Source organism: Sphingomonas sp. GW822-FHT03G08, from assembly GCF_058801135.1.
The window spans coordinates 1,690,035-1,706,960 of the sequence record NZ_JBXAMZ010000001.1 but is presented as its reverse complement, the minus strand read 5'-3'; the positions used below and the strand labels follow the sequence as shown (position 1 = coordinate 1,706,960).

The 16,926-nt window shown below is 65.4% G+C and carries 26 protein-coding genes; 25 read left to right on the top strand and 1 reads right to left on the bottom strand.

The window, feature by feature from the left end; genetic code table 11:
* Position 1 precedes the first annotated feature (1 nt).
* The 16 genes from rpsS (at position 2) to AC1RJ5_RS07585 (ending at position 6,576) form a co-directional block, all read left to right on the top strand.
* Positions 2–280, top strand: a complete 279-nt coding sequence (gene rpsS / locus AC1RJ5_RS07660) for a 30S ribosomal protein S19 (RefSeq protein WP_269574425.1) — start codon at positions 2–4, stop codon at positions 278–280.
* Positions 280–657 (top strand): 50S ribosomal protein L22, encoded by a 378-nt coding sequence (gene rplV / locus AC1RJ5_RS07655; RefSeq protein WP_184169872.1) that lies wholly within the window; start codon positions 280–282, stop codon positions 655–657. The genes rpsS and rplV overlap by 1 nt, the downstream gene beginning before the upstream one ends.
* Entirely contained in the window at positions 657–1,367 is a 711-nt protein-coding gene (gene rpsC / locus AC1RJ5_RS07650) for a 30S ribosomal protein S3 (RefSeq protein ID WP_269574426.1), read from the top strand. The genes rplV and rpsC overlap by 1 nt, the downstream gene beginning before the upstream one ends.
* Positions 1,368–1,382: 15 nt before the next feature.
* Complete coding sequence (gene rplP, locus AC1RJ5_RS07645; RefSeq protein WP_086128647.1) at positions 1,383–1,814, top strand: 50S ribosomal protein L16; 432 nt, start codon at positions 1,383–1,385, stop codon at positions 1,812–1,814.
* A 4-nt stretch (positions 1,815–1,818) separates the two neighbouring features.
* Entirely contained in the window at positions 1,819–2,022 is a 204-nt protein-coding gene (gene rpmC / locus AC1RJ5_RS07640; protein ID WP_086128648.1) for a 50S ribosomal protein L29, read from the top strand.
* Positions 2,023–2,033: 11 nt separating this feature from the next.
* Entirely contained in the window at positions 2,034–2,306 is a 273-nt protein-coding gene (gene rpsQ, locus AC1RJ5_RS07635; RefSeq protein WP_086128649.1) for a 30S ribosomal protein S17, read from the top strand.
* Between the two features lie 60 nt (positions 2,307–2,366).
* Positions 2,367–2,735 carry a 50S ribosomal protein L14 gene (rplN, locus tag AC1RJ5_RS07630; RefSeq protein ID WP_086128650.1) on the top strand — a complete coding sequence of 123 codons (369 nt, stop codon included), beginning with the start codon at positions 2,367–2,369 and terminating at the stop codon, positions 2,733–2,735.
* Complete coding sequence (gene rplX / locus AC1RJ5_RS07625; protein ID WP_269574427.1) at positions 2,735–3,052, top strand: 50S ribosomal protein L24; 318 nt, start codon at positions 2,735–2,737, stop codon at positions 3,050–3,052. Before rplN ends, rplX begins: the two co-directional genes overlap by 1 nt.
* Positions 3,045–3,626, top strand: coding sequence for a 50S ribosomal protein L5 (gene rplE / locus AC1RJ5_RS07620; RefSeq protein ID WP_184169864.1), 582 nt, complete (start codon positions 3,045–3,047; stop codon positions 3,624–3,626). The genes rplX and rplE overlap by 8 nt, the downstream gene beginning before the upstream one ends.
* A 19-nt stretch (positions 3,627–3,645) precedes the next feature.
* Positions 3,646–3,951 carry a 30S ribosomal protein S14 gene (gene rpsN, locus AC1RJ5_RS07615; RefSeq protein ID WP_137861460.1) on the top strand — a complete coding sequence of 102 codons (306 nt, stop codon included), beginning with the start codon at positions 3,646–3,648 and terminating at the stop codon, positions 3,949–3,951.
* An 11-nt stretch (positions 3,952–3,962) separates the two neighbouring features.
* Entirely contained in the window at positions 3,963–4,358 is a 396-nt protein-coding gene (rpsH, locus tag AC1RJ5_RS07610) for a 30S ribosomal protein S8 (RefSeq protein WP_086128654.1), read from the top strand.
* A complete protein-coding gene (gene rplF / locus AC1RJ5_RS07605; RefSeq protein WP_184169861.1) occupies positions 4,358–4,891 on the top strand; it encodes a 50S ribosomal protein L6 in 534 nt (177 codons plus the stop codon). Before rpsH ends, rplF begins: the two co-directional genes overlap by 1 nt.
* The gene (rplR, locus tag AC1RJ5_RS07600) at positions 4,891–5,250 is read left to right on the top strand and encodes a 50S ribosomal protein L18 (RefSeq protein ID WP_184170695.1); all 360 of its coding nucleotides are present in this window, start codon (positions 4,891–4,893) and stop codon (positions 5,248–5,250) included. Before rplF ends, rplR begins: the two co-directional genes overlap by 1 nt.
* A gap of 2 nt (positions 5,251–5,252) precedes the next feature.
* On the top strand, positions 5,253–5,990 hold the full coding sequence (gene rpsE, locus AC1RJ5_RS07595; RefSeq protein ID WP_269574428.1) for a 30S ribosomal protein S5: 738 nt from the start codon (positions 5,253–5,255) through the stop codon (positions 5,988–5,990).
* A gap of 6 nt (positions 5,991–5,996) precedes the next feature.
* The gene (gene rpmD, locus AC1RJ5_RS07590) at positions 5,997–6,176 is read left to right on the top strand and encodes a 50S ribosomal protein L30 (protein WP_044333362.1); all 180 of its coding nucleotides are present in this window, start codon (positions 5,997–5,999) and stop codon (positions 6,174–6,176) included.
* A 118-nt stretch (positions 6,177–6,294) separates the two neighbouring features.
* Positions 6,295–6,576, top strand: coding sequence for a hypothetical protein (locus tag AC1RJ5_RS07585; protein WP_493112578.1), 282 nt, complete (start codon positions 6,295–6,297; stop codon positions 6,574–6,576).
* A 7-nt stretch (positions 6,577–6,583) separates the two neighbouring features.
* Here AC1RJ5_RS07585 and AC1RJ5_RS07580 read toward each other — a convergent pair whose 3' ends face one another.
* A complete protein-coding gene (locus AC1RJ5_RS07580; protein ID WP_269574430.1) occupies positions 6,584–8,275 on the bottom strand; it encodes an ATP-binding protein in 1,692 nt (563 codons plus the stop codon).
* Positions 8,276–8,441: 166 nt separating this feature from the next.
* On the opposite strand from AC1RJ5_RS07580, the gene rplO reads away from it, so the two are divergent.
* From rplO to AC1RJ5_RS07535, 9 genes are all read left to right on the top strand, one after another.
* A complete protein-coding gene (gene rplO / locus AC1RJ5_RS07575; protein WP_184169849.1) occupies positions 8,442–8,993 on the top strand; it encodes a 50S ribosomal protein L15 in 552 nt (183 codons plus the stop codon).
* Positions 8,994–9,159: 166 nt separating this feature from the next.
* Positions 9,160–10,521 carry a preprotein translocase subunit SecY gene (secY, locus tag AC1RJ5_RS07570; RefSeq protein WP_184169846.1) on the top strand — a complete coding sequence of 454 codons (1,362 nt, stop codon included), beginning with the start codon at positions 9,160–9,162 and terminating at the stop codon, positions 10,519–10,521.
* 39 nt (positions 10,522–10,560) lie between these two features.
* Positions 10,561–11,214: an adenylate kinase gene (locus AC1RJ5_RS07565; RefSeq protein ID WP_269574431.1), complete on the top strand. Its 654-nt coding sequence runs from the start codon at positions 10,561–10,563 to the stop codon at positions 11,212–11,214.
* 289 nt (positions 11,215–11,503) lie between these two features.
* Positions 11,504–12,520, top strand: a complete 1,017-nt coding sequence (locus AC1RJ5_RS07560; RefSeq protein WP_493112575.1) for a polysaccharide deacetylase family protein — start codon at positions 11,504–11,506, stop codon at positions 12,518–12,520.
* A 28-nt stretch (positions 12,521–12,548) separates the two neighbouring features.
* Complete coding sequence (locus tag AC1RJ5_RS07555; RefSeq protein ID WP_493112573.1) at positions 12,549–13,064, top strand: SRPBCC family protein; 516 nt, start codon at positions 12,549–12,551, stop codon at positions 13,062–13,064.
* A gap of 396 nt (positions 13,065–13,460) precedes the next feature.
* Positions 13,461–14,147: a response regulator transcription factor gene (locus tag AC1RJ5_RS07550; RefSeq protein WP_342250088.1), complete on the top strand. Its 687-nt coding sequence runs from the start codon at positions 13,461–13,463 to the stop codon at positions 14,145–14,147.
* Positions 14,148–14,553: 406 nt separating this feature from the next.
* On the top strand, positions 14,554–14,922 hold the full coding sequence (rpsM, locus tag AC1RJ5_RS07545; RefSeq protein WP_184169832.1) for a 30S ribosomal protein S13: 369 nt from the start codon (positions 14,554–14,556) through the stop codon (positions 14,920–14,922).
* A gap of 15 nt (positions 14,923–14,937) precedes the next feature.
* Positions 14,938–15,327, top strand: a complete 390-nt coding sequence (gene rpsK, locus AC1RJ5_RS07540; RefSeq protein ID WP_010545745.1) for a 30S ribosomal protein S11 — start codon at positions 14,938–14,940, stop codon at positions 15,325–15,327.
* 101 nt (positions 15,328–15,428) lie between these two features.
* Positions 15,429–16,502 carry a DNA-directed RNA polymerase subunit alpha gene (locus tag AC1RJ5_RS07535; protein WP_184169829.1) on the top strand — a complete coding sequence of 358 codons (1,074 nt, stop codon included), beginning with the start codon at positions 15,429–15,431 and terminating at the stop codon, positions 16,500–16,502.
* The last annotated feature ends 424 nt before the right edge of the window (positions 16,503–16,926 follow it).

The window sequence follows — 16,926 nt, the reverse complement described above, 5'->3', positions numbered from 1 at the left end:
CATGGCTCGCTCCGTTTGGAAGGGTCCGTTCGTGGACCTCCACCTGCTCAAGAAGGCGCAGACCGCGCAGGAGCAGGGCACCCGCGCCGGTCCGATCAAGACCTGGTCGCGCCGCTCGACGATCCTGCCGGATTTCGTCGGCCTGACGTTCAACGTCTACAATGGCCGCAAGTTCGTGCCGGTCTCGGTCAACGAGGACATGGTTGGCATGAAGCTCGGCGAGTTCGCGCCGACCCGGTACTTCCCGGGCCACGCCGCCGACAAGAAGGGTAAGCGCTAATGTCGAAGCCCCAGGCTCCCCGCAAGGTCGGTGACAAGGAAGCCCTTGCCGTCGCCACGCAGATCCGCGGTTCGGCCCAGAAGCTGAACCTCGTCGCCGGTCTCATCCGCGGCAAGAAGGCCGAGGACGCGCTGAACATCCTTCAGTTCTCGACCAAGGCGATGGCAGTGGACGCCCGCAAGGTTCTCGCCTCGGCGATCGCCAACGCGGAAAACAACCATAACCTCGACGTCGACGCGCTCGTCGTCGCCGAGGCTTCGGTCGGCAAGTCGATCACGATGAAGCGCTTCGCGACCCGCGGCCGTGGCAAGTCCACCCGCATCCTGAAGCCGTTCAGCCGTCTTCGCATCGTCGTCCGCGAGCAGGAAGAAGCATAATGGGTCACAAGAGCAACCCGATCGGCCTCCGCCTCCAGGTCAACCGTACCTGGGACAGCCGCTGGTTCGCCGAAGGCGCCGATTACGGCCGCCTTCTCATGGAGGACCTCAAGATCCGCAAGTACATCCTCGAGACGCTGCCCCAGGCCGCAATCTCGAAGGTGGTGATCGAGCGTCCGGCCAAGCTGTGCCGCGTTTCGATCTACGCTGCCCGTCCCGGTGTCATCATCGGCAAGAAGGGCTCGGACATCGAGAAGCTGCGCAAGACGCTGTCCTCGATGACCTCGAGCGACGTGAGCCTGAACATCGTCGAGATCCGCAAGCCGGAAGTCGACGCCAAGCTCGTCGCCCAGGGCATCGCTGACCAGCTCGAGCGTCGTATCGCCTTCCGCCGCGCCATGAAGCGTGCGGTGCAGTCGGCCATGCGCCTCGGTGCCGAAGGCATCCGGATCAACTGCGGTGGCCGTCTCGGCGGCGCCGAGATCGCCCGTTCGGAATGGTATCGCGAAGGTCGCGTTCCGCTGCACACGCTGCGCGCGAACATCGATCACGCCACTGCCGAAGCGCACACCGCCTATGGCGTCTGCGGCGTGAAGGTGTGGATCTTCAAGGGCGAGATCCTCGGCCACGATCCGATGGCGACCGATCGCCTCAACCTGGAGTCGCAGACGACGGGCGTTCGCCCGGCGCGCGACGACCACCGTCGCTAAGGGTAGGACAGAACAATGCTGCAACCGAAGCGCACCAAGTTCCGCAAGGCCTTCAAGGGCCGCATCCATGGCGACGCCAAGGGTGGCACTGCGCTGAACTTCGGGTCGTATGGCCTGAAGGCGATGGAGCCGGAGCGGATCACCGCCCGCCAGATCGAAGCGGCTCGCCGCGCGATCACCCGTCACATCAAGCGCCAGGGCCGTCTCTGGATCCGCATCTTCCCGGACGTCCCCGTGTCGTCCAAGCCCGCCGAAGTCCGCATGGGCTCGGGCAAGGGTTCGCCGGAGTTCTGGGTCGCCCGCGTCAAGCCGGGCCGTATCCTGTTCGAGCTGGACGGCGTGCCGGGTCCGCTCGCTGCTGAAGCTTTCGAGCGCGCGGCGATGAAGCTGCCGATCAAGGTCAAGGTCGTGGCTCGCCTCGGCGATACCTCGCACCTGGAGGGTTGATAGAATGACCAAGGCTACCGATCTTCGTGCGAAGACCGAAGACCAGCTGAGCGAAGAGCTCGGCAACCTGAAGCGCGAGGCGTTCAACCTCCGCTTCCAGGCCGCGACCAGCCAGCTCGAGAAGCCGAGCCGCGTTCGCGAGGTCCGTCGTGACATCGCCCGCATCAAGACGCTGCAGAACGAGCGCTCGCGCTCGGCTGCGAAGTAAGGAACGAGACCATGCCGAAGCGCGTGCTGACCGGGAACGTGGTTTCCGACAAGGGCGACAAGACGGTCGTCGTGCTCGTGGAGCGTAAGGTGAAGCACCCGCTCTACGGCAAGATCATCCGTCGCTCGAAGAAGTATCATGCCCATGACGAGGGCAACGAGTACAAGGCCGGCGAGACCGTGCGCATCGAAGAGACTGCGCCGATCTCCAAGCTGAAGACCTGGAAGGTGATCGAGCGGGTGAACACCCACGCGACCCCGACCAAGTCGGACGCCGCCGCCTAATCTTTTTAACTGGAACCCCCGGGCAGGTCCCGGAAGGCCAAACGAGAAGGAACCGGATCGATGATCCAGATGCAGTCCAATCTCGACGTCGCTGACAACAGCGGCGCGAAGCGGGTGCAGTGCATCAAGGTGCTGGGCGGATCGAAGCGTCGCTTCGCCTCCGTGGGCGACGTCATCGTCGTCAGCATCAAGGAAGCTGCTCCCCGCGGTAAGGTGAAGAAGGGTGACGTGCACCGCGCCGTCATCGTCCGCACCGCCAAGGACGTCCGCCGCGCCGATGGCTCGGTCATTCGCTTCGACGGCAATGCTGCCGTCCTGGTCAACAAGAACGAGGAGCCGATCGGCACCCGTATCTTTGGCCCGGTGGTCCGCGAGCTGCGCTCGAAGGGCTTCATGAAGATCATTTCGCTCGCCCCCGAGGTGCTGTGATGGCTGCTGCCAAGATCAAGAAGGGCGACCAGGTCGTCGTACTGTCCGGCAAGGACAAGGGCCGTACCGGCGAAGTCGTCAAGGCTCTCCCCAAGGAGGGCAAGGTTGTCGTGTCGGGCGTGAACGTCGCCGTGCGTCACCGCAAGCCGAGCCAGACCAACCCGCAGGGTGGCCTGGAGCGTTCGGAAGCGCCGCTGGCGGTCTCCAAGGTCGCGCACGTGACCAAGGACGGCAAGCCGACGCGCGTCCGCTTCGAGGAGCGTGACGGCAAGAAGGTTCGCGTCGCCGTCAAGACCGGGGAGGTCATCAATGGCTGATTCCTACACGCCGCGCATGCGCAAGCTCTATGACGAGACCATCGCCAAGGCGATGACCGAGAAGTTCGGTTACAAGAACGTCATGGAAGTGCCGAAGATCGAGAAGATCGTGCTCAACATGGGCGTCGGCGAAGCCACCCAGGACAAGAAGAAGGTCGATCAGGCCGCTTCTGAAATGGAGCTGATCGCGGGCCAGAAGCCGGTGATCACCAAGGCGAAGAAGTCGATCGCGCAGTTCAAGCTGCGCGAGGGCATGCCGATCGGCGCGAAGGTCACCCTTCGCCGCGAGCGCATGTACGAGTTCCTCGACCGCTTCATCACGATCGCGCTGCCGCGCGTTCGCGACTTCCGTGGCCTCAACCCGAAGTCGTTCGACGGCCGTGGCAACTATGCCTGCGGTCTCAAGGAGCAGCTGATCTTCCCGGAAATCAGCTACGATAAGGTCGACAAGATCCGCGGCATGGACGTGATCGTGACCACCACCGCGAAGACCGACGAGGAAGCTCGCGAGCTTCTCCGTCTCTTCGGTTTCCCGTTCCCGCAGGATGCGGACGGCGAAGCCAAGGCCGCGTAAAGGAAAGAGAACTTAAGTCATGGCGAAACTGAGTTCCGTGAATAAGAACGAGCGTCGCAAGCTGCTGGTGAAGAAGTACGCCGGCAAGTATGCGAAGCTGAAGGCGATCGCGAATGACGAGAGCCTCGATGAGACCGAGCGTCTCATCGCGCGTCTCAAGATGGCCGAGCTGCCGCGCAACGGCAACCCGACCCGCATTCGCAACCGGTGCGAGCTCACCGGTCGCCCCCGCGGTTACTACCGCAAGTTCCGTCTCGCTCGTGTGATGCTGCGTGATCTGGCCAACAAGGGCCTCATCCCCGGCGTTACCAAGTCGAGCTGGTAAGGATCACGAAGATGGCAGTGACCGATCCCCTGGGTGATATGCTCACCCGCATCCGCAACGGCCAGCGCGCCCGCAAGGATTCTGTCCTTACGCCGGCGAGCAAGCTGCGTGCGCGCGTTCTCGATGTGCTCCAGCGCGAAGGCTACATCCGTGGCTACAGCGAAGAGCAGATGGGCCCCGCAGCGGGCATCCGCATCGAGCTGAAGTATTTCGAGGGCCAGCCGGCGATCAAGCACGTCGCGCGCATCTCGAAGCCGGGCCGCCGCGTCTACTCGGGCAGCCAGGAGCTTCCCCGCGTTCGCAACGGCCTGGGCATCACGATCGTCTCGACGCCTCGCGGCGTTCTCTCGGACGCGGAAGCGCGCGAGCAGAATGTCGGCGGCGAAGTGCTGGCGGAGGTGTTCTAATGAGCCGCATCGGTAAGAAGCCGGTCACCATCCCCGCTGGCGTCACCGCCACGCTGGACGGCGACCAGGTCTCGGTGAAGGGCCCCAAGGGCACTCTGTCGATCCCGAAGGCTGATCTGATCAGCTATGAGCTCGTCGAAGGCGGCATCTCGGTGCAGCCGGCGAACGACACCAAGCGCGCCCGTGCCTTCTGGGGCATGCAGCGTACCCTGGTGCAGAACCTCGTCACCGGCGTGACCACCGGCTTCTCGAAGAAGCTGCTGATCACCGGCGTCGGTTACCGTGCGGCTGCGCAGGGCAAGGTGCTCAAGCTCCAGCTCGGCTATTCGCACGACGTGAACATCGACGTGCCGGAAGGCATCGAGATCAAGACCCCGGACCAGACCACGGTCGAGATCTCGGGCATCGACAAGCAGAAGGTCGGCCAGATTGCGGCCGAGATTCGCCGCTGGCGGAAGCCTGAGCCGTACAAGGGCAAGGGCATCAAGTACGACGGCGAGTTCATCTTCCGTAAGGAAGGGAAGAAGAAGTGATCAGCACCAAGGGTCTCTCGCTTTTCGCGAAGCGTCGTCGCCGCAACCGTACTGCGCTTCGTGCGCGTGCCGGTGGTCGTCCGCGTCTTTCGATCCATCGCTCGGGCAAGCATATCTATGCCCAGGTGATCGACGATGCCGCCGGCAAGACCGTCGCGGCTGCCTCCACCCTCGACAAGGACGTGCGCGGCAAGACCGGCGCGACCATCGAGGCCGCGCAGGACGTCGGCAAGCGTGTTGCCGAGGCTGCCAAGGCAGCCGGCATCACCCAGGTCGTGTTCGACCGTGGTGGCTTCCTCTATCATGGCCGCGTCAAGGCGCTGGCCGATGCCGCTCGTGAGAGCGGGCTGGAGTTCTGAGAATGGCTGACGAAAACAACCAGGCGCCCGCAGAGGGCGCGGGCTTCGAAGCCCAGGACGCCGGTGCCGGTGCTCCCCAGGAGCAGCAGGGCCGTGGCCGCGGCCGTGGCCGTGGCGGCCCCGGTGGCGGTGGTGATCGTGGCCGTGGCGGCCGTGACGGCAACCGCGGTCGTCGCGACGACCGTCGTGGCCAGAACGCCGAGGACGGTGGCGAGGAGCTGATCGAGAAGCTGGTTCACATCAACCGCGTCTCGAAGACCGTCAAGGGCGGCAAGCGCTTCGGCTTCGCGGCGCTGGTCGTCGTGGGCGACGGCAAGGGCCGTGTCGGCTTCGGTCATGGCAAGGCGCGCGAAGTGCCGGAAGCCATCTCGAAGGCGACCGCTTCGGCGAAGAAGAAGATGCTGCGCGTTCCGCTCAAGGAAGGCCGCACGCTGCACCATGACGGTGCTGGCCACTTCGGTGCCGGCCGCGTCTATGTGCGCTCGGCGCCGCAGGGTACCGGCATCATCGCCGGCGGTCCGATGCGCGCCGTCTTCGAATCGCTGGGTGTTGCCGATGTGGTGACCAAGTCGGTCGGCACTTCGAATCCCTACAACATGATCCGCGCCACCTTCGAAGCGCTCGGCGAGCAGACCTCGCCGAAGAGCGTTGCGCAGCGCCGCGGCAAGAAGATCGCCGACCTGCTCGGCCGCGGCGGTTCGCAGACCGCCGAGGCGGACGCTGCGGCTATCGCGGAGTAATCGATCATGGCGAAGATCAAGATCCAGCAGATCGGTTCGCCGATCCGCCGCACCAAGGATCAGCGCGCGACGCTGATCGGCCTGGGCCTCAACAAGATGCACAAGGTCAGCGAGCTCGAGGACAGCCCGGAAGTCCGTGGCATGATCCGCAAGCTGCCGCACATGGTGAAGGTGCTCGAGGGCTAAGCCCTTCGCGCATCTCGCAGCAAAATCGAGAAGGGGCGGTAGGCAACTACCGCCCCTTTTCCTTTGTGTGCCCAAGGGCACGGCTTGCCGCCTCGGAGGGGCGGGTTAGGGTTGTCGGATGAAGCCCTTTCTGCTGGCGGCTCTGGGAAGCCTGTTGTGGCTGATCTTCCTCGCAGCGGGGCTGCGCGAGTTGTTCAGCTACGGCCTCTACGTCCGTGCGGTATTGGACCATGGCGTGGTCGCGCTGCTGGTTGTTCCCCTGTTACTGATCGCGGGCACCGTTGCCCTCGGGCATCGTGCGATCAGGGGCAATGTTCCGGCGCGCGTGATCTTGGCCTCGACCCTGGTCGCTGCCTTTGGGTTCATGCTTTGCCTGAGTGCCCTCTTACGCGGGGCATGATTAGGCCTCAGGCAACCGCCATCAGCGTCGGGTCCCTCGGTACCGTGAAGCAGATCATCGCGCCGCGGGTCAGGTTCTCCGCCTTGAACTCGCCGCCATGCACTTCGATGATGCTGCGGCAGATCGACAGGCCGATGCCCAGGCCCTTGTCGGCCTTGGTCGAGATGAAGGGCATGTTGAACTTGCCGAACACCGCGTCGGGGATGCCGGGGCCGGTATCCTCCACGCAGATGCGCAGGAACTCGTCCGAGGCGACCGCGCAGCTGATCCGGATCGCGCGCTGCTCGGGCGGGAGCGAGGCCATGGCTTCCTCGGCATTGCGGATCAGGTTGACCAGGACCTGCTGGATCTGGACCCGGTCGATCAGCGCCCGCGCGGCGGGCTGAGCGCTGGAGTAGGTGATCCGCGCCGAAGGGGCGACCTTGGCCCCGCGTGCCAGCTCGATGGCATCGTTGATCACATCGTCGATCGCTTCGATGCGCAGGTCGGCGCTGCCCTTGGCCAGATAGTCGCGGATGCGGCGGATGATGTCCCCGGCGCGGGTGATCTGGCTGCGTGCCTGGCGGACCTGGAGCAGCGCCGCCTCGCGGCTGCCGTCGCCCTTCAGCATCAGCTCGCCGACCGAGAGGAAGTTCGATGCGGCGGCCAGGGGCTGGTTGAGCTCATGCGCCAGCCCGCCGGCCATCTCGCTCAGCGACGAGACCCGCGCGCTGTGGGCGAACTCGTCGCGGATCACGTCGAAACGGCGTCGCGCCTGCTGCTGCTTGAGGACGTGGCGGAAATAGAGCGCGAGCAGCGCCCCGACGACCAGGGTCAGCGCGCTGACCAGCACCAGGAACCAGCGGGCGCGCTGCTGTGCCGGGCCGAGGATATCATGCTCGCCAATGCCCGAGGTGACGAAGATCGGGTAGCTGGCCAGCCGCTGGTGGCTGAACAGCCGGCGCTTGCCGTCGATCGCGCTAGGACCCCAATATTCGCCATCGGGGTGGGCCATCTGCTGCCGCATCACCTCCTTGCCCTTGAGGTCCTGGCCCCAGCTGACGGTTTCGCCCTCACGGCGTGCCAGCGTCATGCCGCGCAGCGAGATGATCGAGATCAGGTCGTCGGGCCGGTAGCGCAGGCCGGCGTTGAAATCGACGAACCGGTCGGTCGGGATATCGACCGCCACGGCGCCGGCGAACGCCCCCTTCGCATCGCGCCACGAACGGGCGATCAGCAGCACGGCCCCCTTGGAATTGAGCGCTTCGCTGGGATTGGAGATCGCGCGGGCGATGCCTGGGGCCGCCAGCAACTCGCGAAACACCCGCTTGTCCTTCACGTTGATCGGGCCGGTAGGCTTGGTGGTGAAGCGGATATTGCCGTCGCGATCGGCGATCTCCGCGCCGGTGATCATCGGGCGGAAATAGCTAGGCAGGGTGATCAGGTTGGGCCGGGTGCTGTCGCCCTGGTCGATCCGGCCGCCATAGCGCTCGCCGAGATACTCGGTGGCCAGGTCCGCCAGTTCGAGCGTGCGCCGAACATATTGCTCGAATGCGACGACGCGGCTGCGATTCTCCCGGGAGGCGGACTGGATGGCGGTGGCCGCGTCCTCGCGAATCTGCCAGATGACCGCGATCCACGAGATGATGACGAAGGACAGGGCGGCCGCCACCACGATCCGTGCGGCGGGCTGACGCAAAATGGCCCAGAAACTCTTCATCGCCTGCACCGTGATCTGCCGGCCGGATGGGCGGCAAGCCCGATTTCCTACGGCCCGGCCCCGATGCTGGCTAGTCCGGTGAAAACAGGGGTGACAAGTCCGGCCTGCGCCGCTATGGGCCCCGCTTCCTTTCAACGCGCGACAAAAGCGAAAGCGAGTGCATATCATGAAGCTTAACGAACTCACCGACAACCAGGGCGCCCGCCACCGCAAGATCCGCGTCGGCCGCGGCATCGGCTCGGGCAAGGGCAAGACCGGCGGCCGCGGCGTCAAGGGTCAGAAGAGCCGTGAGGGTGTCTCGATCAACGGGTTCGAGGGCGGTCAGATGCCGCTCCACATGCGCATCCCGAAGCGCGGCTTCAACAACATCTTCGCCAAGGACTATGCCGAGGTGAACCTGGGCGCGATCCAGAAGGCGATCGACTCGGGCAAGCTGACCGCGACCGACCTGACCCAGGCCGAGCTGAACGCGGCGGGCCTGACCCGTGGCGGCAAGGACGGCGTGCGCCTGCTCGGCAAGGGCGAGCTCAAGGCCAAGCTGAACTTCACCGTTGCCGGCGCGTCGAAGGGCGCGATCGAGGCGGTCCAGAAGGCCGGTGGCACCGTGACGATCCCCGAGATCGTGCCGGCCGCCGAGAAGGCCAAGGCCAAGTATCGCGTCGTGCAGAAGACGCGCGCCGCGGACAAGGAAGCCAAGAAGGCTGCCGCCAAGGCGTAAAACTGCTGCTCCCCGGCCGTCGCGCCGGGGCCCAGCATACGCCGTTCCGCAACTTGTCCCCAGCCTGTGGGCAGGGACAGATTGCCCAAAGGGTTGGACACCCTATATGAGCGGCGGAGGGCGGAAACGCTCATCCGCCGTTTCTGTTTCCGGGACCTAATACATTATGGCCTCCGCCTCCGATCAACTTGCTTCCAGCATCAACCTGGCGAAGTTCGCCAAGGCGACCGATCTCAAGAAGCGTCTGTGGTTCACCCTCGGCGCGCTGATCGTCTTCCGCATGCTGAGCTACGTGCCCCTGCCGGGCGTCGACCCCACCCAGCTCAACCTGCTCGCGCAGCAGACCCAGGGCGGCGTGCTCGACTTCTTCAACAACTTCACCGGCGGCGCGCTCAACCGCATGTCGATCGTCGCGCTCGGCGTGATGCCCTACATCACCGCCTCGATCGTGGTGCAGCTGGCGACGTCGCTGTCGCCGCAGCTCAACGCGATCAAGAAGGAAGGCGAGAGCGGCCGCAAGCGCCTCAACCAGTACACCCGCTACGGCACGGTGGCGCTGACCGCGGTGCAGGGCTATTTCATCGCCGTCGGCCTCGAGACCTTCGGTGCAAGCCAGGGGCTGCAGCCGGTCGTCGAACCGGGCTTCATCTTCCGCATCGGCGCGGTGGTCTCGCTGATCGGCGGCACCATGTTCCTGATGTGGATCGGTGAGCAGATCACCAATCGTGGCATCGGCAACGGCATCTCGCTGATCATCATGGCCGGCATCGTTGCCCGCCTGCCCACCACGCTTGTCCAGCTGTTCGAGAGCGGCCGCACCGGCTCGATCGATCCGCTGCGCCTGATCTTCATCATCGTCGGCGTTGCCGCGCTGGTGCTGTTCATCTGCTTCATGGAGCGTGCCCAGCGCCGCATCCTGATCCAGTATCCGAAGCGCCAGACCGCGCGCGGCGTCCAGGCCGAGCGCAGCCACCTGCCGCTCAAGCTGAACACCGCCGGCGTGATCCCGCCGATCTTCGCCTCGTCGCTGCTGCTGCTGCCGCTGACCGTCACCCAGTTCGCCGGCAACATGACCGCGGGCGAGAACTGGTGGAGCGACCTGATCATCAACCTGAACACCTGGCTGCGCCACGGCTCGCCGGTGTACATGACGCTCTACGGCCTCGGCATCGTCTTCTTCTCCTTCTTCTACACCGCCGTGGTGTTCAATCCGGAGGAGACCGCCGAGAACCTGAAGCGCTATGGCGGGTTCATCCCGGGCATCCGCCCCGGCAAGAACACCGAGCTGTACTTCGATTACGTGCTCACCCGCATCACCGTGATCGGCGCTGCCTATCTGACGATCATCTGCCTCGTTCCTGAAGCGGTGTTCTCGTCGATGAGCATTCCGTTCCTGATGGGCGGCACCAGCCTGCTCATCGTCGTCAACGTGACGATGGACACGGTGACGCAGATCCAGTCGCACCTGCTGGCGCACCAGTATGGCGATCTGATCAAGAAGGCGAAGCTCAAGGGTCGCGCGCGTTAAGCGCGACCCATACTGGCCGATACTGAGGGGATAGGCTTAGTGAATATCATCCTGTTGGGCCCGCCGGGAGCCGGCAAGGGCACCCAGGCGAAGCGGCTCGAGCAAGAGCGCGGCATGGTGCAGCTTTCCACTGGGGACATGCTGCGCGCCGCGGTCAAGGCGGGTTCGCCCGTCGGGCTCCAGGCCAAGGCCGTGATGGATGCCGGCGAACTGGTGTCGGACGCGATCGTCTCGGGGATCATCGGCGAGCGCCTCGACATGGAAGACACGCTGAACGGCGCGATCTTCGATGGCTATCCGCGCACCGCCGCCCAGGCGGAATCGCTCGACGCGCTGCTTTCGGAGCGTGGCCGCAAGCTCGATTTCGTGATCGAGCTCGAAGTGAACGAGGATGCGCTGGTCGAGCGTGTCGAGGGGCGCTTCACCTGCGCGAACTGCGGTGAGGGCTATCACGACAAGTTCAAGCTGCCCAAGGTCGAGGGCACTTGCGACGTGTGCGGTCATCACGAGTTCAAGCGCCGTCCGGACGACAATGCCGAGACCGTGCGCACCCGCATGGCCGAGTATCGCGCCAAGACCGCGCCGATCCTGCCCTTCTACGAGGCCAAGGGCCTGGTGCGGAAGGTCGACGGCATGGCCGACATCGCCGAGGTCGGCGCGCAGATCGACGCGATCCTCGACGCCAAGGCCTGAGTACCCCTCCGTGTGAGGGGCCGGGAATTGGAAAAGGCCGGGCATGATGCCCGGCCTTTTTCCGTTTCGGCCTAACTACTGGCAGTTCCCCGGCGAAGGCAGGGGCCCAGTCTCGGCGCAGTTGGTTAGGGCGGTCGGAGCTCTCGGCCGACATTGCAACTGGGCCCCGGCCTTCGCCGGGGAACTGAAGTCCAACCCATTGTAATATATTGTTGCCCTAACCCCTGCTTAAACCTGCAGTGACACGCTTCCCCTGCTCCGGCGGCCCGCCGGGTGGGGGATCGTAATCATGCCCAAGCGCGCCGCATTGAAGCTCGCCGGCCTTGCCGGACTGTCCGCGCTCGCCCGCCGCGCCACCGCGTCGCAGCTGCGCATCCTCTGCTATCACGGCCTGTGGCTGGCTCCCGGCGCCCCGCATGGCAATTGCCTGTTCATGACGCCCGCGCTGTTCGCCGATCGCATGGCCCGGCTCGCCCGCTCGGGGCGCCCGGTGTTGCCGCTCGGCGAGGCGGTCGAGCGGCTTGCGGCCGATCGCTTGCCGCCCGGCGCGGTGGTCCTCACGATCGACGATGGCTGGGCCTCCACCCACAGCCACATGCTGCCGGTGCTCGAGGCGCACCGCCTGCCGGCAACGCTCTACGCCACTACCTGGTATGCCGAGCGCGACCTGCCGGTGGTGAATGTCGCGGTCGACTATCTGGTCGCCGCCTCGGGCCGGACGGACCAGAACCGCACCGCGACGATCCGCCGGATCGAGGCGCTGCCCGACGCCGATCGGCTCGATGCGCTGCGTGCCTATGGCCGGGCGCTGGGGGTGGGGGAAGCTTGGCTCGCCTGTCGCCAGTTCCACCTGATGGGGCCGGACGCGCTGGCCGACGCGCATGCCCGCGGGCTCGACATCCAGCTCCACACCCACCGCCATATCGATGTCGCCGGGCGTATCGGGCAGCTGGTACCCGAGATCGAGGCGAACCGCGCTGCGTTGCGCGCCGCCACCGGCGGGGCGGCCGCCGAGCATTTCTGCTATCCCAGCGGCACTTTCCACCCTTCGGCACCCGCCCTGCTCGCGGCCAGCGGGGTCCGGTCGGCCACGCTGGTTTCCGAAGGGCTCAACGCGCCGGGGGCGAACCCCTATGCGCTGCGCCGGTTCGTCGATGCGCAGCATGTGCCGATGGCCAGCTTCCAGGCCTATCTGGACGGCACGCTGCATTATCTCTCGCTGGCGCGAACGCTTGCGGACCGGGTCGAAACCGGGATTCCGCGCCGTGTCGCCGCAGCTTCTGGAATGCTGCTCTGCGCGCTATGATCGCCCCGCCACATCGTGGGAGGGGAACATGAAGGCTCATTCGCTCGTCGCCCTGGCATTCGTTGCTGCGTCGCCCGCTGCTGCCGAAGTCACGGCGTCCACCGAAACCAGCTTCACCGTCACCGAGAAGCTTACGGTCGCCGCGCCCGCCGCCAAGGTCTGGGCGACGCTGGTCGCGCCATCACTCTGGTGGAACAAGGATCACACCTGGTCGGGCAGCGCCGCGAACCTGTCGCTCGACCCGCGCCCCGGCGGCTGCTGGTGCGAGAAGCTGCCCAAGGGCGGTGGGGTCGAGCATATGCGGGTCGTCTATGCGGCGCCCGGCGAGATGCTGCGTCTGACCGGCGGTCTCGGTCCGCTCCAGGCAATGCCGGCCAGCGCGGTGATGACGGTGACGCTGACGCCCGGGGCGGACGGCAAGTCGACGGCGGTGACGTTCGAATATGCCGTGGCCGGCGCGCCCGGGCTGGGCAGGATCGCCGCACCGGTGGACGGCGTCCTCGCCGCGCAAGTCGCCGGGCTCAAGGCCGCAGCGGAGCGCTGACTCTTCAATTCCTCCCCCAGCAAGCTCGGGGAGGATTGGATCGACCGTCCAACATTACGGTTTTGTCATGCTCCGGTCACCGCCGGGGGCGGGGCCGGCGGCTATCAGGAGCCCATGGCCGGCAGCCCCCGCCGACCACGCATCAGAGGTAACCGCACACGGTTTCCCCGGTTGCTCTTCCCGGCCCGGCGGATCCGTCCCGTGATCTTCGCCGCGGCCCCGCTCCGGCGATTGCCCCTGTCGGACCAGGGCCTGCCGGGAAGAGCTTTCGGAAATCGTGCTGCGTATTGAAGTCGCCGATGCTGCCCTGGCATCGACGTCTCGGCCGGCGGACACCCCCTTGTTCGCCGGCCACCCTCTTGCCGGCAGCCCTTTGCGGGGGTGCGGAGGATGGAAGTGACCCACCAGATCCTGATCGTCGAGGATGATGCGGCCGCTGCCGAGCTGATTGCCAAGGGCCTCGGCGAGGCTGGTTTCGAAATCGAAATCTGCGTCGATGGCCATGCCGGCCTTGCCCGCGCCGGGCAGGGGCGTTTCGATCTCTGGATCTTCGATCGCATGCTTCCCGGCATCGACGGGCTGGCAATGCTCGATGCGCTGCGCCGCCAGGGCCTGCGCACTCCGGCAATCATGCTCTCCGCGCTCGGCACTGTCGACGACAAGGTCGGCGGCCTGGCCGCCGGCGCCGACGATTATCTGGCCAAGCCCTTTTCCTTTGCCGAGCTGCGCGCGCGCATCGCCGCGCTGCTGCGCCGTGCCGATCGTGCCGAATCGGATGCCAAGGCGACGCGGATCATCGTCGGCGATCTCGATATCGATCTGCTCAGTCGGACCGTGGTCCGCGCCGGTCGCCCGGTGCCGCTGGTCGCGCGCGAATTCCACCTGCTCGAATATCTCGCCCGCCACGCCGGCGAGGTCGTAACCCGCACGATGATGCTTGAGCATGTGTGGAACTGCCGCTTCGATCCGGGCTCGAACGTCGTCGACGTCCATATCGGCCGCCTGCGCCGCAAGCTCGAGGAGAGCGAGCCGCCGATCCTCCACACGGTGCGCGGGGCGGGATATCGGCTCGCCGCGGTGTGAGTCCTGATCCCCCTCCCTGGAAGGGAGGGGAGGATTCTTCGCCTTGCAAAATAGGATTTCGCCTGCTCTCTGGAAGGAGAGGGGCGGCGCTTTACGCGTATGCGTGGAGTATCAAGAGATTCAATGAATCGTTCAACCGCCCGGTTGAATATACCGGCCCGGAGGGGATCGAGTGGACTGCTTGGCGAGGGGGGCGGGATGGTGTATGAACCGCGTTCCGGCGAAAGCCTTTCCCGCAGCGCTTGACTCAGCGCGGGCGGACGCATATGTCGCGCATCTTCCGAAAGATCGGTATCACGGCGGCGCCTAGGCGTGTTCGTCGTGCCACTGCATTTCGGGAGTAAACGCTACGAGATGGGGTGTGAGCTGCCATGCGGCACCCCGTGGAGCTGGGAGAACAAATTCCATGGCACGTATTGCGGGTGTAAACATCCCGACCAACAAGCGCGTCGTTATCGCGCTGCAGTATATCCACGGCATTGGCGCGGCCAAGGCCAAGGAGATCACCGCCAAGCTGAACATCGCCGCCGAGCGCCGCGTCCAGGACCTTTCGGACCAGGAAGTGCTGCAGATCCGCGAAGCGATCGACGCCGGCTACACCGTGGAAGGCGACCTGCGTCGCCAGACCGCGATGAACATCAAGCGTCTGATGGACCTGGCCTGCTATCGCGGCCTCCGTCATCGTAAGGGCCTCCCGGTCCGTGGCCAGCGCACGCACACCAATGCGCGCACCCGCAAGGGCAAGGCCAAGCCGATCGCCGGCAAGAAGAAGTAAGGGAGGGCTCTAACAATGGCACGTGAACCGCAGCGCATTCGCCGTCGCGAACGCAAGAACATCACCGCCGGCGTCGCCCATGTGAACGCCAGCTTCAACAACACCATGATCACCATCACGGATGCTCAGGGCAACGCCATCTCGTGGTCGTCGGCCGGCATGATGGGCTTCAAGGGCTCGCGCAAGTCGACCCCGTACGCTGCCCAGGTCGCCGCCGAGGACGCAGGCCGCAAGGCCGCCGAGCACGGCGTGCGCACCCTCGAGGTGGAAGTGAAGGGTCCGGGTTCGGGCCGTGAGTCGGCGCTTCGTGCGCTGCAGGCGGTCGGCTTCCAGATCACGTCGATCCGTGACGTGACGCCGATCCCGCACAACGGCGTTCGTCCGTCGAAGCGTCGTCGCGTCTAAGCGGCAACCCTGCGTTCGCCGTGGGCCCAGGGGTGGGCCCGCGGCCTTTGCAGTATATTTCTGGCAGGCACACCCCAGCCTGCCCAACATGAGGAAAGCCCGTGTCGGTCAACGCTAAGAACTGGCAGGAACTCAAGAAGCCCAACGGCCTCGAGAAGAAGCCCGGTGGCGATCCCAAGCGCAAGTCGACCTTCGTAGCGGAGCCGCTGGAGCGTGGTTTCGGCCTGACGCTCGGCAACGCGCTGCGCCGCGTGCTGCTCTCTTCGCTGCAGGGTGCCGCGGTCACCTCGATCAAGATCGAGAACGTCCTCCACGAGTTCAGCTCGCTGGCAGGCGTGCGCGAGGACGTGACGGACATCGTCCTCAACGTGAAGCAGATCGCGCTCAAGATGCAGGGCGAAGGCCCGAAGCGCCTCCAGCTTTCGGCCACCGGCCCGGCTGAGGTGAAGGCCGGCGACATCGCCGTCTCGGGCGACATCGAGGTGATGAACCCCGATCTCGTCATCTGCCACCTCGACGACGGCGCGACGCTCAACATGGAGCTGACCGCCGACACCGGTAAGGGCTATGTCCCCGCCGCGTCGAACCGTCCGGCGGATGCTCCGATCGGCCTGATCCCGATCGACGCGCTGTACAGCCCGGTTCGCCAGGTTTCGTACAAGGTCGAGAACACCCGCGTCGGCCAGGAGCTCGACTACGACAAGCTCACGCTGTCGATCGAGACCGATGGCACGATCACCCCGGAAGACGCCGTGGCCTATGCCGCGCGCATCCTCCAGGACCAGCTGGCGCTGTTCGTCCACTTCGACGATTCGGCGATCACCCGCTCGGCTCCGATCGGCATGGCCGCTCCGGCTGCCGGCGGCGCTGCGGACACCGGTTCGGGCGACGCGTCGCAGATCAACCGTTACCTGCTGAAGAAGGTCGACGAGCTGGAGCTTTCGGTCCGCTCGGCCAACTGCCTCAAGAACGACAACATCATCTATATCGGCGATCTGGTCCAGAAGACCGAAGCCGAGATGCTGCGCACGCCGAACTTCGGCCGCAAGTCGCTCAACGAGATCAAGGAAGTCCTGTCGTCGATGGGTCTCCGTCTCGGCATGGAAATCCCGGGCTGGCCGCCTGAGAACATCGAAGAGATGGCCAAGAAGCTCGAGCAGGAAATCATGGGCTAAGGCCCGTTACTTCCTGAATAGACATCGGAAAGGGTCGCCCTTGTGGCGGCCCTTTTTGCTATTTGCTTCATTATCGTTGGATCTCCGCCCCGGCGCTGTTCCGGGCGCATGGCTTCTGATAGAAATGCGTGCCTGAATATGGGGGAGGGCTGAGCCGTTTTCGGTCAGGGCATTCGCCTGATTGCAGCAATCACCTTGCTGGCGTCCAGTGGTGCCGCGGCTGCGCAGGTGCGGGGCGAGACGGGGCGGGCTCTTCCCGGTGATCTTGTACGGGGTCTGCGGAATCTGCCCAATTGCGTGGGCTGCAACGCCAGCACTATCGGCGGTGGGACCCAGGGCTCTGCGCCGCTGCCGGCGTTGCCGCGGCCGACATTGTCCGCAGCCGGCCTTTGTGCGGCGCAGGGCCGTGAATGGGATCCCGTCA

Excerpts from the sequence above, each read along its gene's own strand:
- rplP (WP_086128647.1), top strand. The coding sequence starts at position 1,383 with ATGCTGCAACCGAAGCGCACCAAGTTCCGCAAGGCCTTCAAGGGCCGC.
- rpsN (WP_137861460.1), top strand. The coding sequence starts at position 3,646 with ATGGCGAAACTGAGTTCCGTGAATAAGAACGAGCGTCGCAAGCTGCTG.
- rplN (WP_086128650.1), top strand. The coding sequence starts at position 2,367 with ATGATCCAGATGCAGTCCAATCTCGACGTCGCTGACAACAGCGGCGCG.
- AC1RJ5_RS07560 (WP_493112575.1), top strand. The coding sequence starts at position 11,504 with ATGCCCAAGCGCGCCGCATTGAAGCTCGCCGGCCTTGCCGGACTGTCC.
- rpmC (WP_086128648.1), top strand. The coding sequence starts at position 1,819 with ATGACCAAGGCTACCGATCTTCGTGCGAAGACCGAAGACCAGCTGAGC.
- rpsK (WP_010545745.1), top strand. The coding sequence starts at position 14,938 with ATGGCACGTGAACCGCAGCGCATTCGCCGTCGCGAACGCAAGAACATC.
- rpsC (WP_269574426.1), top strand. The coding sequence starts at position 657 with ATGGGTCACAAGAGCAACCCGATCGGCCTCCGCCTCCAGGTCAACCGT.
- AC1RJ5_RS07555 (WP_493112573.1), top strand. The coding sequence starts at position 12,549 with ATGAAGGCTCATTCGCTCGTCGCCCTGGCATTCGTTGCTGCGTCGCCC.
- secY (WP_184169846.1), top strand. The coding sequence starts at position 9,160 with ATGGCCTCCGCCTCCGATCAACTTGCTTCCAGCATCAACCTGGCGAAG.
- rplV (WP_184169872.1), top strand. The coding sequence starts at position 280 with ATGTCGAAGCCCCAGGCTCCCCGCAAGGTCGGTGACAAGGAAGCCCTT.
- AC1RJ5_RS07585 (WP_493112578.1), top strand. The coding sequence starts at position 6,295 with ATGAAGCCCTTTCTGCTGGCGGCTCTGGGAAGCCTGTTGTGGCTGATC.
- rplX (WP_269574427.1), top strand. The coding sequence starts at position 2,735 with ATGGCTGCTGCCAAGATCAAGAAGGGCGACCAGGTCGTCGTACTGTCC.
- rplF (WP_184169861.1), top strand. The coding sequence starts at position 4,358 with ATGAGCCGCATCGGTAAGAAGCCGGTCACCATCCCCGCTGGCGTCACC.
- rpsS (WP_269574425.1), top strand. The coding sequence starts at position 2 with ATGGCTCGCTCCGTTTGGAAGGGTCCGTTCGTGGACCTCCACCTGCTC.
- rpmD (WP_044333362.1), top strand. The coding sequence starts at position 5,997 with ATGGCGAAGATCAAGATCCAGCAGATCGGTTCGCCGATCCGCCGCACC.
- rpsE (WP_269574428.1), top strand. The coding sequence starts at position 5,253 with ATGGCTGACGAAAACAACCAGGCGCCCGCAGAGGGCGCGGGCTTCGAA.
- rpsQ (WP_086128649.1), top strand. The coding sequence starts at position 2,034 with ATGCCGAAGCGCGTGCTGACCGGGAACGTGGTTTCCGACAAGGGCGAC.
- AC1RJ5_RS07580 (WP_269574430.1), bottom strand. The coding sequence starts at position 8,275 with ATGAAGAGTTTCTGGGCCATTTTGCGTCAGCCCGCCGCACGGATCGTG.
- rpsH (WP_086128654.1), top strand. The coding sequence starts at position 3,963 with ATGGCAGTGACCGATCCCCTGGGTGATATGCTCACCCGCATCCGCAAC.
- rpsM (WP_184169832.1), top strand. The coding sequence starts at position 14,554 with ATGGCACGTATTGCGGGTGTAAACATCCCGACCAACAAGCGCGTCGTT.
- rplO (WP_184169849.1), top strand. The coding sequence starts at position 8,442 with ATGAAGCTTAACGAACTCACCGACAACCAGGGCGCCCGCCACCGCAAG.
- rplE (WP_184169864.1), top strand. The coding sequence starts at position 3,045 with ATGGCTGATTCCTACACGCCGCGCATGCGCAAGCTCTATGACGAGACC.